Annotated in this window: 13 protein-coding genes; 10 read left to right on the top strand and 3 right to left on the bottom strand. The window is 37.9% G+C overall.

Going from position 1 to position 14,692, the window contains the following annotated elements; translation table 11 throughout:
* The first annotated feature begins 35 nt into the window (after nucleotides 1–35).
* The 3 genes from groES (at nucleotide 36) to FGK96_RS09965 (ending at nucleotide 5,016) form a co-directional block, all read left to right on the top strand.
* On the top strand, nucleotides 36–326 hold the full coding sequence (groES, locus tag FGK96_RS09975) for a co-chaperone GroES (RefSeq protein ID WP_138083391.1): 291 nt from the start codon (nucleotides 36–38) through the stop codon (nucleotides 324–326).
* A 42-nt stretch (nucleotides 327–368) separates the two neighbouring features.
* On the top strand, nucleotides 369–1,997 hold the full coding sequence (groL, locus tag FGK96_RS09970) for a chaperonin GroEL (RefSeq protein ID WP_138083390.1): 1,629 nt from the start codon (nucleotides 369–371) through the stop codon (nucleotides 1,995–1,997).
* Between the two features lie 160 nt (nucleotides 1,998–2,157).
* Nucleotides 2,158–5,016, top strand: a complete 2,859-nt coding sequence (locus FGK96_RS09965; protein WP_138083389.1) for a G5 domain-containing protein — start codon at nucleotides 2,158–2,160, stop codon at nucleotides 5,014–5,016.
* A gap of 112 nt (nucleotides 5,017–5,128) precedes the next feature.
* Here the strand turns inward: FGK96_RS09965 and FGK96_RS09960 are convergent, their stop codons facing one another.
* The gene (locus FGK96_RS09960) at nucleotides 5,129–6,631 is read right to left on the bottom strand and encodes a C69 family dipeptidase (RefSeq protein WP_138083388.1); all 1,503 of its coding nucleotides are present in this window, start codon (nucleotides 6,629–6,631) and stop codon (nucleotides 5,129–5,131) included.
* Between the two features lie 203 nt (nucleotides 6,632–6,834).
* Here FGK96_RS09960 and FGK96_RS09955 point away from each other — a divergent pair, with 203 nt between their 5' ends.
* Complete coding sequence (locus tag FGK96_RS09955; RefSeq protein WP_138083387.1) at nucleotides 6,835–8,469, top strand: zinc ribbon domain-containing protein; 1,635 nt, start codon at nucleotides 6,835–6,837, stop codon at nucleotides 8,467–8,469.
* An 8-nt stretch (nucleotides 8,470–8,477) separates the two neighbouring features.
* On the opposite strand, the gene FGK96_RS09950 is transcribed toward FGK96_RS09955, so the two are convergent.
* Nucleotides 8,478–9,368, bottom strand: a complete 891-nt coding sequence (locus FGK96_RS09950; RefSeq protein ID WP_138083386.1) for an RluA family pseudouridine synthase — start codon at nucleotides 9,366–9,368, stop codon at nucleotides 8,478–8,480.
* The gene (locus FGK96_RS09945) at nucleotides 9,349–9,543 is read right to left on the bottom strand and encodes a hypothetical protein (protein ID WP_138083385.1); all 195 of its coding nucleotides are present in this window, start codon (nucleotides 9,541–9,543) and stop codon (nucleotides 9,349–9,351) included. The genes FGK96_RS09950 and FGK96_RS09945 overlap by 20 nt, the downstream gene beginning before the upstream one ends.
* Nucleotides 9,544–9,770: 227 nt before the next feature.
* On the opposite strand from FGK96_RS09945, the gene FGK96_RS09940 reads away from it, so the two are divergent.
* From FGK96_RS09940 to FGK96_RS09915, 6 genes are all read left to right on the top strand, one after another.
* Nucleotides 9,771–10,157: a RidA family protein gene (locus FGK96_RS09940; protein WP_138083384.1), complete on the top strand. Its 387-nt coding sequence runs from the start codon at nucleotides 9,771–9,773 to the stop codon at nucleotides 10,155–10,157.
* 32 nt (nucleotides 10,158–10,189) lie between these two features.
* Entirely contained in the window at nucleotides 10,190–12,493 is a 2,304-nt protein-coding gene (pbp2a, locus tag FGK96_RS09935; protein WP_138083383.1) for a penicillin-binding protein PBP2A, read from the top strand.
* Between the two features lie 48 nt (nucleotides 12,494–12,541).
* The gene (rpmG, locus tag FGK96_RS09930; RefSeq protein WP_077322630.1) at nucleotides 12,542–12,694 is read left to right on the top strand and encodes a 50S ribosomal protein L33; all 153 of its coding nucleotides are present in this window, start codon (nucleotides 12,542–12,544) and stop codon (nucleotides 12,692–12,694) included.
* 9 nt (nucleotides 12,695–12,703) lie between these two features.
* Nucleotides 12,704–12,883 (top strand): preprotein translocase subunit SecE, encoded by a 180-nt coding sequence (gene secE / locus FGK96_RS09925; RefSeq protein ID WP_003085088.1) that lies wholly within the window; start codon nucleotides 12,704–12,706, stop codon nucleotides 12,881–12,883.
* A 137-nt stretch (nucleotides 12,884–13,020) separates the two neighbouring features.
* The gene (nusG, locus tag FGK96_RS09920; RefSeq protein WP_037598996.1) at nucleotides 13,021–13,563 is read left to right on the top strand and encodes a transcription termination/antitermination protein NusG; all 543 of its coding nucleotides are present in this window, start codon (nucleotides 13,021–13,023) and stop codon (nucleotides 13,561–13,563) included.
* A gap of 210 nt (nucleotides 13,564–13,773) precedes the next feature.
* A complete protein-coding gene (locus FGK96_RS09915) occupies nucleotides 13,774–14,637 on the top strand; it encodes an LPXTG cell wall anchor domain-containing protein (RefSeq protein WP_138083382.1) in 864 nt (287 codons plus the stop codon).
* Nucleotides 14,638–14,692: the final 55 nt, after the last annotated feature.

Genomic DNA, 14,692 nt, shown 5'->3' with positions numbered 1-14,692 from the left:
AAATAATAAAATTCAATTTATTGGAGGTAATACTCATGTTAAAACCATTAGGTGACCGCGTGGTCGTTAAATTTAATGAAGAGCAAGAAAAAACAGTCGGAGGCTTTGTTCTTGCTGGAGCACAAAAAGAGTCAACAAGAAAAGCTAAGGTTGTAGCCGTTAGCGAAACTGGTATGCGAACTATCACTGGTGAGCTTGTATCACCTTCTGTTAAGGTTGGTCAAGAAGTTTTAGTTGAAAGCGGACATGATTTAGAAGTAACCATTAATGAAGAAAAAGTTTCTATCATTAGAGAGTCAGATATTATTGCAATTATTACTGAATAAGTAGTCACCTCATTACAATAGTTACAGAAAGAAGGATTTTATATGGCAAAAGATATTAAATTTTCAGCAGATGCGCGTGCAGCAATGGTACGTGGTGTAGATATTTTAGCAGATACAGTCAAAGTTACCTTGGGACCAAAAGGCCGTAATGTTGTACTTGAAAAAGCCTTCGGCTCACCTCTAATTACCAATGATGGGGTAACCATTGCTAAAGAAATTGAACTGGAAGATCACTTTGAAAATATGGGTGCAAAACTGGTTTCAGAAGTAGCATCAAAAACTAACGATATTGCTGGTGATGGAACAACGACTGCGACAGTTTTAACACAAGCTATCGTTCGTGAAGGCTTGAAAAATGTGACTGCAGGAGCTAATCCAATCGGTATTCGTCGTGGGATTGAAAAGGCCACTTCAGCAGCTGTTGGAGAATTGAAAACAATTGCGCAACCTGTTACTGGTAAAGAAGCTATTGCTCAAGTAGCAGCTGTGTCATCCCGTTCAGAAAAAGTCGGTGAATACATTTCAGAAGCTATGGAACGTGTTGGAAATGATGGAGTTATCACAATTGAAGAGTCACGCGGTATGGAGACTGAACTTGAAGTAGTTGAAGGTATGCAGTTTGACCGAGGTTACTTGTCACAATACATGGTAACTGACAATGAGAAGATGGTTGCTGATCTTGAGAATCCATTTATTTTAATAACAGATAAGAAAATTTCAAATATTCAAGAAATTCTACCATTATTAGAAGAAGTTCTTAAAACAAGTCGTCCATTGCTTATTATTGCTGACGATGTGGATGGAGAAGCATTACCAACTCTTGTTTTAAACAAAATTCGCGGAACATTTAATGTTGTAGCTGTGAAAGCCCCAGGATTTGGTGATCGTCGTAAAGCTATGTTAGAAGATATTGCTATTTTAACTGGCGGAACAGTGATCACAGAAGATTTAGGACTTGAGCTTAAGGATGCGACAATTGCTGCGCTTGGACAGGCTGCTAAAGTAACTGTTGACAAGGATTCTACAGTTATTGTTGAGGGATCTGGCTCTGCTGAAGCGATTGCTAACCGTGTGGGACTGATCAAATCACAGTTAGAAACAACAACTTCAGACTTCGATCGTGAAAAATTACAAGAACGTTTAGCTAAATTGGCAGGTGGTGTTGCAGTTATCAAAGTAGGTGCCGCAACAGAAACAGAACTAAAAGAAATGAAATTGCGCATTGAAGATGCTTTAAACGCTACTCGTGCAGCAGTCGAAGAAGGTATTGTTAGTGGTGGTGGAACAGCACTTGTAACAGTTATTGAAAAAGTAGCTGCGCTTGACTTAACGGGAGATGAAGCGACCGGACGTAATATTGTTCTCCGTGCACTTGAAGAGCCGGTTCGTCAAATTGCTTATAATGCTGGCTTTGAAGGTTCGGTTATTATTGATAAGTTGAAAAATAGCCCAGTCGGAACAGGTTTTAATGCTGCAAGCGGAGAATGGGTTGACATGATTGAAACAGGAATCATAGATCCTGTGAAAGTGACACGTTCTGCACTTCAAAATGCAGCATCGGTTGCAAGTTTAATATTGACCACTGAAGCGGTTGTGGCAAATAAACCAGAACCAGCAGCTCCAGCGATGCCAGCCGGAATGGATCCAAGTATGATGGGTGGCATGATGTAAAGTTAGAAGAGACATTAGAAAGGTAGCAAGAGCCTTGATCTTTGCTACCTTTTTTAATTTGTTAAAAAATTATAGCAAAACCTTTTGTGAATTAATACATATATGCTACAATCAGGTTAGGGAATATTAAAAAGAGGTTACAAAAGGGAGGATTAGGAGAATGTTTAGGGATAAAAAAGAAGTTTTTAGCATCCGCAAAACGGTGCTGGGAGTTGGTAGTATCTTATTAGGGGTGATGCTAACAACTCAGGTTGTCGGTGCAGAGGAGACTACTGGACTAGTAACGTCAACATCACCAACTAGTTTAGTAACGACAACACCTGCTGTTACAAACTCAACTAGTACCACTGCAACAATACCTTTAGCTACTAGTGGAGGAGTTCCATCATCTGCAACAACGACTTTAGCAGTGCCGACGACTCCAACTGTTACGGAAACAGTTATTTCTAGTCCTATTCGATATGTTTCAGATCCTAGCCAAGCTGTAGGTTACCGACAAATCCAGACTCAAGGTGTTGATGGTAAATTAATTACCACTCAGACAGGAGCTTTAGACGCTAATGGTAACCCAGTAATTACTGTTCAGCGGATTGAGCCAACCGAAACAGTCATTGTCTTAGGAACTAAGCCGACGACTATGGTAACCTCGACGACACCAGCTACTACTGTATACAGTGTTGATGTTACAAAACCTGTGGGGACAGATCTTGTCAGTCCTGCGGTTGATGGCAGTACCAGTACAACTACTACATATAAGATAGAGACAGAAACCACAGCTCCCACAAGTCCAGCTGTTTATTCTGAAGCTTATAAATGGATTGATCAGCCTTTTTACCATGTTGATTCTACACAGGTATTACCTAGTGATAGGATTGCTGTAGATAGTCTTTTTGTGCCTATGCCAGCTTTACCTACTGACTTTAATAGAAGTGAAAGCACTGTTAGGGAGTATGCTCAGTATGCTGAAAACTACATGTACGACTACATCACTGTTACGAATGCTGATGGTTCAACTACTCGAACACGAGTGGTTCGACCTGTAACAAGTGAAATGCTAGATCCAACTAACTCCCAACTTAGAGCCACACTTGGCTTATCAGATGATAGTACATTTTATGCTCGACTGCTGCAAGCGAGTAAAGATGATTTGTGGAACACTTCGGCTCAAGATTACGGACTAGAGTTGGTACCAGAAAATTTGACAAGCTCTAGTGATGATTTCTTAAGATATAACAATAGTAACATTATTAATGATGCTTTATATGCAGATATTAAAGCTGATTATCAACGAGCACAGCTGGCTTATAATCAATTAACAGCACTAGGCACCTTAACTGCTGAGCAACAAGCTGATATGGATTTGATGACCAGACAATTTGATTCCTTAACACATCGCTATAATAACTACCGAGATAGTGTCAGGATTGATGTCGATTATAGCCATACAGCTATGCCTGATGATCAAAAGCAGGATTTTGAAGCAAGGCTACAGTCTCTCCCTTTAGAAATTCAGCGCGTTATTGCTAATTTGGTTATCTATGATGGGGAAATTCCTGGTATGGGAGCAACTACACTTGGTTTAGCTAGTTCTGCAGATCAATCGATTTCTTTGAAGTATGTGTCTAATAATACTGAATTGTTAGCGACTGTTTTGCATGAAATGACTCATATTATTGACTTCAAAAGTGGTCTTTATATGGAAACCTCTGATCGCAATACTGATAACACGCTTGACACGGTCATGGCTCTTTCGGACACAACAGAATTCTTAGATGTTTACCATACTTATTTTGATCGCCCAGATGTGTGGTCATACTACAGAGATAATAGTGAGGAAGCATTTGCTGAAGGGCTAAGCCAATACATCATGCATCGTTTATATGGTACTCCTTATGATACATTTGTTGCCAACCCGCTTACAGGGGATGCATATATGCCTAGAAATGGAAGTGGGTATAGTCCATTTGCTGCGTCAGAGTATTATTTTGCTAACCTTTATCATAAATTGTTTGACTATCCAAGGACTGCTCGAGTTGTACCTTACTTAGTCACAAACACGGTGACTGCCCCAGTTAATGGTCGAGTTATTTATGGTGCAATGCCGGTTGAGACGACAGTGTCAATACCTTATAAAACGGTTTATGCAGGCGATATGACGTTAGCTTATGACCCTACGGGTCAAAGTGATATCATAAAAGCAGGTGTAAATGGGTCAGAAACGACTAGAACGACCTATACACTTGGCAGTGATAATCGATTAGTGGCAACTGAGTCAGTTGTTTCTTCTAGCATAGCTAAGGATCAAGTCATTATTAAGGGGATTAAACCGATAGTCAGTGAGAAACAGGTGGCTATGGCTGTTGTTTACCAAGAAGTGAAGGACCGTTCACTTGGTGATTGGCAAGTTAAGGTAGTTGATGCTGGACAAGATGGTCTTGTGAGGTTGACAACAACTTATAATCTTGATCCAGTGACAGGTGTTATCACACCATCTACTAAGGAAATCCTTGTTGCAGAAATGCGTCCAATGGTAATACAATATCAAGTAGGTAGGTCGCAGTCGAGTCCGATTGCTTATCAGGTTCAGTATGTTAATGATCCTCATCTTCCGCTTGGAGATCAGGTAATTCTTAATTTGGGACGAGAAGGTTCTTCCACAGTGAGTGTGGTCTCATACCATTTTGTGCAAGATGGGCCTAATAGTCGATTTGAGTCCATTGTTTATAGTAGCCCAGTAGTTGATGCTGCTCAAGATCGAGTGATTGCGGTTGGTTCAAAACTTACTGTAGCGGCTCCAAAGTCAGAGATTTCTGAGATGGGAATCGTTAGTAAAGAAGCTCAAAAGCCATTGGTTCAGATTGGAGCAACAAATACTTCAGTCCTTAAAAAGATGAATCCAGAGTCGTTAAAATCAAGTTTACCAACTACTGGTGATGATGGCAATTTCTTTATGACAGTGTTTTCTAGCATTTTGTTATTTGGATTAGGATTAAAACTCAAGAAAAAAGATATTATCTAAACAAAAATAGCGCTCCTGAAAATCAGGGGCGCTATTAAACTTATGAAAAAAGGGTTAGGATGCCCATAGATTAAACATCTTAACTTAAATAAAGCTTAAAGGTAGTCAAAGTCTACTTATTTTTTACTTTTTTATCTCTACTTTTAGGACTTTCTTTTTCTAGCTTAGATTCAATTTCTTTAAGACGTTTAAAGGTTTTTTCGGCGCGATTCATAGAGTCTCGGTTAGCTTTTTCTTGAGCAGCTTTAGGGTCGCTTGAGATTAATTTAGAAACTTCTTGATTTGTTGTTTCTTGCTCGGCCATCCAGTTTTTTTCGAGCTTTTTCATCTCGTCAATAACTTCAGTGCCAAATTTTTTAGGATTAGCGGCAACCATATCGTTAATATGTGATACAGTCCAATACCAAGAGTCTTTGTTATATTTAGTACTGTTTTCATGATATGCTTTGTAAGTTTGGCTGATGTTACCTAGATAAGGTAAATATGGAGCGTTTCTTGGACTTCCAATAGATAGCCACATAACACCACCTCCCATTTCAGCAGGAATGTCATGTTTAAGTTGGAAAATATGTGCTTCCATCACATTTGGATTGGAAATAGGATAGGCGTAACCTTTTATTGCTTCTTTTGATTTAGGCTTTCCTTTACCATCTAGCTCCATTTGATCCAGAGGTTTTAAGTCTAGGCCTTCAAAGCGATTACGTTGTAATTTGATAGCATCTTCTAAGGTGAATTTTTTAGTAGTACTTTGTAATAATTCAAAATTATCATCTTTATAAGTGACCTTAGAATCAGGGTCTAGAGATTTAATACCTGAGTACGAGCGAGATCGGTTGGCATCATCCATTTTGGGATTGTAGGATCGTGCAATATGGAACTGTCCGTCCACTTCTTTATAGGATCCAGCTTCCTTTGCAATCTTTTTAACATCAGCAGATGCAATAGTGTTTTCTTTATCATCGAAGTTGACATGGCCTAAGTAGAAAGTATTTGGAAAGACAGCAAATTTATCGTTTGGAAATTTAATGGCTACATATTGGTGCCCTGATAGAATTTCCATATACCAAACGCCATCCTTATCAGCAATAGTAATGATATTACCTTCAGCAGCTCCCTTTTCTTTAACGATTTTTGCGATGAGTTGGACGCCTTCTTTAGCTGTTTTTACGCTTGGGAGAATGACGGAAGCCATTGAAGACTCTGCTAAACCATTTTTAACATAAGGATCTTTTTTTAAGATCTTTGCATTTGCAGAAGCAGAGACTGTGGCAGATATAGAAACACCATGTTCGTTAAAACCAGCTTCATCAAAGACTCCTTGTTCTGGAGTAACATCAGGGACAGCTGTATACTTAAAGGAATGACCTGGTAGGGGATATTCAAATCCATTAGCTTTGTCCTTCCACATCTCTCCTTTTTTGTGATCTTTTGCATCTCTAACAATAAATGTCTTGTTATGGTTTGGCTCTAAATCCTCTGTTCGTCCGTAAAGAGTTGATCCGTCTGTTGTTAAATCTTTACCAATGATGAAACCTGTACAAGCATCAACAGATGAATAACAACCAAAAGCAGCTAAAAATGTTGCTGCTGTGAGAGTAAATTTTTTTGCGTTCATAATAATCCTCCGAAAATGTGTGCGCTTCCAATAACATTATATACTACAAAAAAAATAAATTCAATCATTTATCGATATTGGAGGACTTTATAAACTTTCTAAAAGTTTAACAGGTATGTTGTTTTTAATATTTTGGATTTTTTAGGAGAATACTTATAAATTTGGTATAATAAAGATTAGTTCGCAGTGAAAGGGATACCAATATGAAACAATTTTTTAAAAGGAAATGGATTAAAATCAGCTTTAGCTTCCTAGGTTTGCTATTTTTAGGTGTTATTGCTTTTGGTAGTTTCTATTATTCAAAAGCTAATGTCATTAATCGTTACACGAAAGCAAGGAGTCTCTCAACAGGTTCTGTATTTGAAAATATTAAAGAGTATCTAATTTGGTCAGATACCAATGAAAAGATTACCAATGACGAGGCAAACTTTGCCCATTTTACTCGTCTGAAGAAGTCAGAAATCAACCAGATCAAAAAGAAGCTAAGTGAGGCAGATGCATCTGATTCTATATATCTTAAGGCCAAAGGGCGCCATTTCGGTATTTTCCCTGCCTATTATATCGCTATGAAGCCAATGTCTTTGACAATAAAAACGAATCTTCCTAATGAAGATATTTTATTAAACCAGAAAATGGTAGCACATTCTGACTCTGACCACTTTTCGACAGAACTAAAACGATTGCCGATTGCCGATTATAAAGCTAGTATCAATGGCAACTATAAGGGAAGAAAAGTTGTTATTAGTAAAAAATATGATGGGACAAATCAAATTTTAGATTTATCGGTAACGTTTAAGAATTTTACCGTTAGCAGTAATTTAGTTGATGGCGATTTATATTTTGACGACAGTCGGATTGGTAGCTTGAAAGATGGCATTTACGATGTTAAAGATTACCCGGTAACCCATTCAGCGCAAGCTTATGTAAAAAAGACTTTTCCGGATGGAGAACTACTCTCTAAAAAAGTTGGGCTGGATGATATTCGAGAAGATTCAAGTATCTCATTAGATGTGGATAATTTACTAGCTAAAGATAAAGCTGGACAATATTTACTATCAGCCTTTGATCAATTAATGATCTATACAAGTACTCGTCAAGACTCAACAAAACTGAATGATGTTTTTGAAAATGGTGCTAACAATAGCTTTTATAAGGGATTGAAAGAAAGTGTTAAAGCTAAGCTTGAAACAGACAAGCGTAAGGCTTCTAGTTTTGCTATTCCAAATGTCGTTTTAAGTGGTTTGACTCAAGTTGGCAAAGAGGCATATCTAATTGATTTTATTGCGAATTATGATTATACCTATAACAAGGATACAGACCCTACGAAAGGTTCCTCAGGCCATATTATTCAAGATATCACAGGTAAAATGACCTTGAAAAAATCAGGGGATAAGTATCTCGTTAGTGAAGCTGGTGATAAAAATATTACGGTAGTTAGTGAGAAAAATCAGGTAAAGGCGCCGTCGCCTTTACCTGAAGGTATGGCTGGTACTTGGAAAGGTACTAAGGATGATGTTACTTATACCGTGATTATTGATGAGGATGGTACTATAACGCGTAAAACCACCTATAAAGATCCTAAAAGAAAAGAAGAAACATTAAGTGCTAAGATCAGCAAGGTAGAAGAAAAATCTCCTGGTGACTATCGCTTAAGCTTCTCCTCTGGAACTGGTGAAGTTGTGATTATCGGAGGAGGTATTGGTGGTATGAACATAAAATACGAATATGGTTTCCATCTTGATGGTGATCGTTTAACATCAATTATATGGCAAACCGGTTTGGATAAAGAGTTTGATTACAGTAAATCAGCTCCTGGTTTAACGCTAACACGTCAATAAAAGGACTCCTAAGGGAGTCCTTTTTCAAAGGTTTCTGACTTGGCCTTAACCACAATTAATTCAAGTGTTAGTGGGTGTTTGAAATAGAGTTGATGGGCATGTAACATGAGGCGCTGTGAGACAGTTTGCTGCTGATATAAAGGATCACCGACAATAGGGTGGCCGATATATGACAAGTGGACTCGAATCTGGTGCGTTCGACCGGTCTTTAAGGAGCAATCAACTAAACTGAACTGATGCCTATACGTTTTTAACCGTTTTACATGTGTTATGGCTTTTTGACCATGCTTTAAATCAACTAGTCTTTTTCTTCGGTCATGGCGATGGCGCCCGATAGGAAACTGTAGGACTGTATCCTTATTCTCAATTACCCCATCAATCAAAGCCCAGTAGTTCCTGCCAATTTCACGATTCTCAAGTAAGCGATTCATAATGGGAAGAATAAATGGGTTCTTGGCAAAGATAATAGCTCCACTTGTTTCCATATCTAAACGATGAATAATGTAGCAGGTTTGACCTACAAAAGCGGAGACATGGTTGAGAAGTGCTAACTCATTAGGTTCGTTTCCGTGTGTCTTCATTCCTTCGGGTTTATTAACCACAATAAGGTGAGAATCTTGATAAAGGCACTCCACTAAGTGGGGGTTGCCAAAAGGAATCTTTTTTTGAGGATAATCATCCGGATCAAAACTTAAACTGATCTCATCACCTTTTGTAACCAAATCCTGCCAAGTCACCACTTGCTGGTTAACCAAGAGATGCTTCTTTGTTCTTAAAAAATGGCGGATTTTTCGAGGGATTAATAATTTAGTTTCTAATAATTCTTTTACAGTCATTTGTGAGTAAGGGTTGGTGAAAGTGACTCTAAAACCCCCGAGACTATTTGTTTGGATTTTCATTGAGCCAATCGTGATACTTCTCAATAAGGTTTACAGCCATTTGGGTTGCTAAAGCAGCGGAGAAAGCTTCGGTACCCTCGCGTTCATCATTTGCGACTTCCATCTTTGTTTCTTCGTAAATAGCTTTTAAACTATCAGCAGATAAAGTTTCTTTAAAGGCCTCAAATCTTTTCATAAATGTTACCATATTCTTTCTAAATGTTTACTATAAGTTATAGTACCATTATACCATGTTTCTTTGTTTTGGATGACTGAAAACCATGTACCTACCTTTAAAGTTGGGTTAACGGCGGTCTTTGCCTTTTAGGATAAAAAGAAGTATTTTTAATTTTTTTGATATAGGATTTCCTTAATAAATTGGTATAATAAGTAAAAACTGATTAGTAAAAAAAAGGATACCTAATGAAAAGTATTAGACGTTACGATGTAAATGAAGAATCTGCTCACACAGGACTTGTGGAGGCAGGTGATTTTTATTTTTTGAATTTTTGCACTGGAAATGTCGGTCAACCAATTGAAGACCAAATTAATGGTGCTTTCGATGAAATGGAACGACGTCTCGGATTGGTTGGTTTAAGTTTAGAAGCAGTTGTTAAAATGGATTGTCTTTTTCGTGATGTTTGGAACCTTCCAATTTTAGAAAAAGTGATAAAAGAACGTTTTAATGGCAAATACCCAGCTCGTAAATCTATTCAAACAGAGTTTGCTCAAGATGGAGGACCTGACGGGTTGCTCTTTCAAGTTGATGGGATTGCCTATTCCAAACCTGTTCAAATAGGTTCAAACTAGAACTTGATTACTCATAGTGGTATAATGACACTATGACATTTTTAGAATTACTTGAAAAGAAGTTTTTACCCAAAAAATATGCGGAAAAACGAAAAGAACGAGAAACCTCCAAAATGTCTGAGGGTTTGACTAAAGAATCCCAGACAGCTAGCCAAGAAGAACTAGCAAAAGCGTCTTTTCATCGGCGGAGGGAGTCCTCAGAGAACCCACAAAAACAAGAGCCTGCTTGGAAGCAGAAGTTAGAAGCTATCTTACCTTCTCCTCGGAATCCAATCAGGCGTTTTTGGCGTCGGTATCATATTGGAAAAATTTTCTTGATTGTTATTGGGACGCTCGTTTTAGCGATAGGATCATATCTTTTTTACTTATCCAAGACGGCCAAGGTTTCAGATTTACAGAATGCATTAAAGGCAACAACTGTTATTTATGACAATAAAGCAGAGTATGCTGGAAGTTTATCAGGTCAAAAAGGAACCTATGTAGAGTTGGATGCTATTTCTGACAATCTTGAGAATGCTGTTATTGCAACTGAGGACCGCACCTTTTATGAAAATAACGGTATTAATCTTAGCCGTTTCCTACTGGCAGTTGCCACTGCGGGACATTTTGGTGGTGGCTCAACAATTACGCAACAATTAGCAAAGAATGCTTATCTATCTCAAGATCAAACGATTAAGCGTAAAGCGCGTGAATTTTTCTTAGCTTTAGAATTAACCAAAAAGTACAGCAAAAAAGAAATTTTAACCATGTACCTCAATAATTCTTACTTTGGAAATGGAATTTGGGGTGTCGAAGACGCCAGTCGAAAGTACTTTGGAACAAGCGCAGCCAATTTGACCCTAGATGAGGCGGCCACTTTGGCGGGAATGCTAAAGGGTCCAGAAATTTATAATCCTCTTTATTCTATTAAGAATGCGACCAATCGGCGAGATACCGTTTTATCTGTCATGGTTGATGCTGGTAAGATTACCAAACAACAGGCCCAAGAGTCTAAGTCTATTGGTATTGGTAATCGTTTAGCAGACACTTACGTTGGTAAATCAGATGATTATAAATACCCATCCTATTTCGATGCAGTCATTAATGAAGCTATCTCTACTTATGGTATTTCGGAAAAAGACTTGGTTAATAATGGCTATAAGATTTACACTGAATTAGATCAGAATTACCAAACAGGGATGCAAACGACTTTCAATACTGCTAGTCTTTTTCCTGTTTCTGCTTACGATGGGACAAGTGCTCAAGGTGCTAGTGTTGCGCTAGACCCTAAAACTGGCGGTGTTCGTGGACTTGTAGGAAGGGTTAATGCTGATGGGAAGCAAGAGTTTCGTAGTTTCAACTATGCTACACAGGCAAAACGTAGCCCGGCTTCTTCCATCAAACCGTTGATTGTCTACGCTCCAGCCATAGCTTCTGGTTGGTCTATTGATAAGCTCTTACCAAACACAGTTCGTGATTTTGGTGACTACAAACCTCATAACTATGGAAATTATGAATCGGAAGATGTGCCGATGTATCAGGCCTTAGCTAATTCTTATAATATTCCAGCTGTTGCAACGGTTAAGGATTTGGGGGTTGATAAAGCCATTGCTTATGGTAAAAAATTTGGCTTAGATATGCCTTCTTCTAGTAAAGAATTAGGAATTGCTTTAGGTGGGAGCGTTACGACGAATCCACTTGAAATGGCTCAGGCTTATTCGGCATTTGCTAATAATGGGGTGATGCACAAAGCTCACTTTATTACTAAGATTGAAACCGCAAGTGGAAAAGTTGTCAAAGAGCATTCTGATCAGTCCAAACGTGTCATTAGTCAATCTGTTGCTGATAAGATGACTAGTATGATGTTAGGAACGTTTTCAAATGGCTCTGCTGTCAATGCTAATGTTTATGGTTATACATTAGCTGGTAAGACAGGAACAACAGAAACAGATTTTAACCCAGATTTATCAGGTGACCAATGGGTTATTGGTTATACCCCAGACGTTGTTATTAGTCAGTGGCTAGGTTTTAATAAGACAGACGAGCACCATTATTTATCGGATTCCAGTGCCGGAACAGCTTCAGCAATCTTTAGTACACAAGCCTCTTATATTTTACCTTACACTAAAGGTAGCCAGTTTAAAGTGGATAACGCCTATGCTGCCAATGGTATTTCGGCGGTCTATGGAATAAATGAAACAAGTACTGAAACTGCTCAAGGATCTCATGATATTATCGATAATCTTAGAAAATCAGCTGAAGATGCTTCGAAATCAATTTCGGATGCAGTCAATAACTACGGCTTAAAAGAGAAAGCCAAAAGTATCTGGAATGGGATTATTGACTATTTTAGATAGCTTGCGCAATTGCATAATTCGTGTTAGAATATCTCTACGGAGGGCGCTATGGCACAGAAAAAAGCAAGCCTAGCCTGTGTCGAATGTGGAAGCCGAAACTATTCAATTGGGGTTAGTAGCACGCCTAAAGCGACACGACTAGAAGTAAATAAATTTTGCAAGCATTGTAAAAAGTATACGTTACATAAAGAAACACGTTAGGAGAGTCTGATGGGATTTATCAGTGGTATTTTTACATTATTGAAAGATACAACCTGGCCAAATAGAAAACAACGTTGGAAAGATTTTATTGCAGTACTTGAATACACTGCATTCTTTACTATTATTATTTTCATTTTTGACCACCTATTATCTAAAGGTATCTTATCAATAATTACCTATTTTAACTAAAACAAGGCCGACACGGTTCGGCTTTTTTTGCTTGCATTCAGGAAATCATTGACAGGGCTAAGGACTTGGATTATAATGAGGGTAACGAAATCATTCCAAAAGCCGTCTTAGGCTTTTTTCTGATGAAAGGAAAATATATGTTAGACTCATTTGATAAAGGTTGGTTTGTGCTTCAAACTTATTCTGGTTATGAAAATAAAGTGAAAGAAAACCTCTTGCAGCGTGCTCAAACCTACAATATGTTAGACAATATTTTACGTGTTGAGATTCCTACACAAACAGTAAATATTGAAAAAAATGGTCAAACCAAAGAAGTTGAAGAAAATCGCTTCCCTGGATACGTTTTAGTAGAAATGGTTATGACGGATGAAGCTTGGTTTGTTGTTCGTAATACGCCAAATGTTACAGGATTTGTTGGTTCTCACGGGAACCGTTCAAAACCGACCCCATTACTTGAAGAAGAGATTCGTTCAATCCTGCTTTCGATGGGACAAACGATTGATGTCTTTGACACTAATATAAAAGAAGGAGATGTTGTTCAAATCATTGATGGGGCCTTTATGGGACAAGAGGGTCGAGTTGTTGAGATCGAGAACAATAAGGTTAAATTAACGCTTAATATGTTTGGTTCTGAAACCATTGCCGAAGTTGAGCTGTATCAGATTGCAGAGTTGCAATAATGTTATGTGATAATGATTAGGAAAATCAAGTGCTAGATGTTTAGTCTAGTGCTTTTTTGTTTGGAATTGACATCTTTTTGTAATCTAATTAACAAACAAACACAATAAACCAATCTTGATTTAATTAAAATATAAAGTTATAATATTATTAACCTTGAATTTATAAAAGGTTAATAAAAATTAATTTTAAATAAGAAAAAAGGAGTTGAAATGAAAGAAAATAAGCGTATGAAATACTACCTCAGAAAATCTGCCTACGGTTTGGCAGCTGTTTCTGTGGCTGTCTTAGCAGGGGGAAGCGTTGTATCAGCGAATGAAGTAAGTGAGCCATCACCAGTAGTGGCGGAAATGAAAGAGAAACCTGAAGTGCCTTCTGAGGGAGTAACAACTAAGGAAAAAGATAAAAAAGAAGATAAAAAGACCCAATTAGAAACTGCTAAAAAGGACGCTTTAGAGGAGTTAGAAGCATTAGGAGCTAGTAGTTTAATTAAAAAAATAGCAGGCTCTGCAAAAACAGTGGAGGGCTTGAAAGAGTTTATGGAACAAACTCTACCAGGGTTAAAAGAAGTCCACAAAGATAAGTTAGAAGAAGAACTTAAACGTGAAGTAGCCGAAGAACATCCTGAAATTCTTGAAAATGAGGAAGAAGGAAAGGTTGAAAATACGGAAGATGAGAATTCGGAAAGTGAAAGTGTTCAACCAGAAAACCCAGAAACAGAAGTAGAGTCAACTAATTCAGATACAGAAAACTCAGGAGAAACAACTGAGCCACATACAGAAGAAATGGTTGAATCACTTACAAAAGATAAAACCGAAACAGTTGATAACGAAAAAGAACAAGAAAAAGCAAAACAAAATGAGGTAGCTCAAGAAACAGCTCGTCCACAAGAAACAAAGAGAATTGCGGAAAGTGCGGCACCACAAGCAATGCCACGATCAGATAAAGCATCTCATTACACAACAACTTTACCTGTAACTGGTGAAGATAACAGCCCAATCTTAACAGCAATTGCTATGTCTGTTATAGCGGCTTCAGGTATGGTAGCATACGGTACAAAACGTAAAAAACAATAATGATTTAGATTATTGAAAAGATGGGGATTCCCGTCTTTTTTTGGTCATTGCTAGT

It is taken from the genome of Streptococcus porcinus, assembly GCF_901542335.1.
Lineage (GTDB): Bacteria > Bacillota > Bacilli > Lactobacillales > Streptococcaceae > Streptococcus > Streptococcus porcinus_A.
The sequence above is the reverse complement of the archived record's forward strand: the minus strand, read 5'-3'. Positions and strand labels throughout refer to the sequence as shown.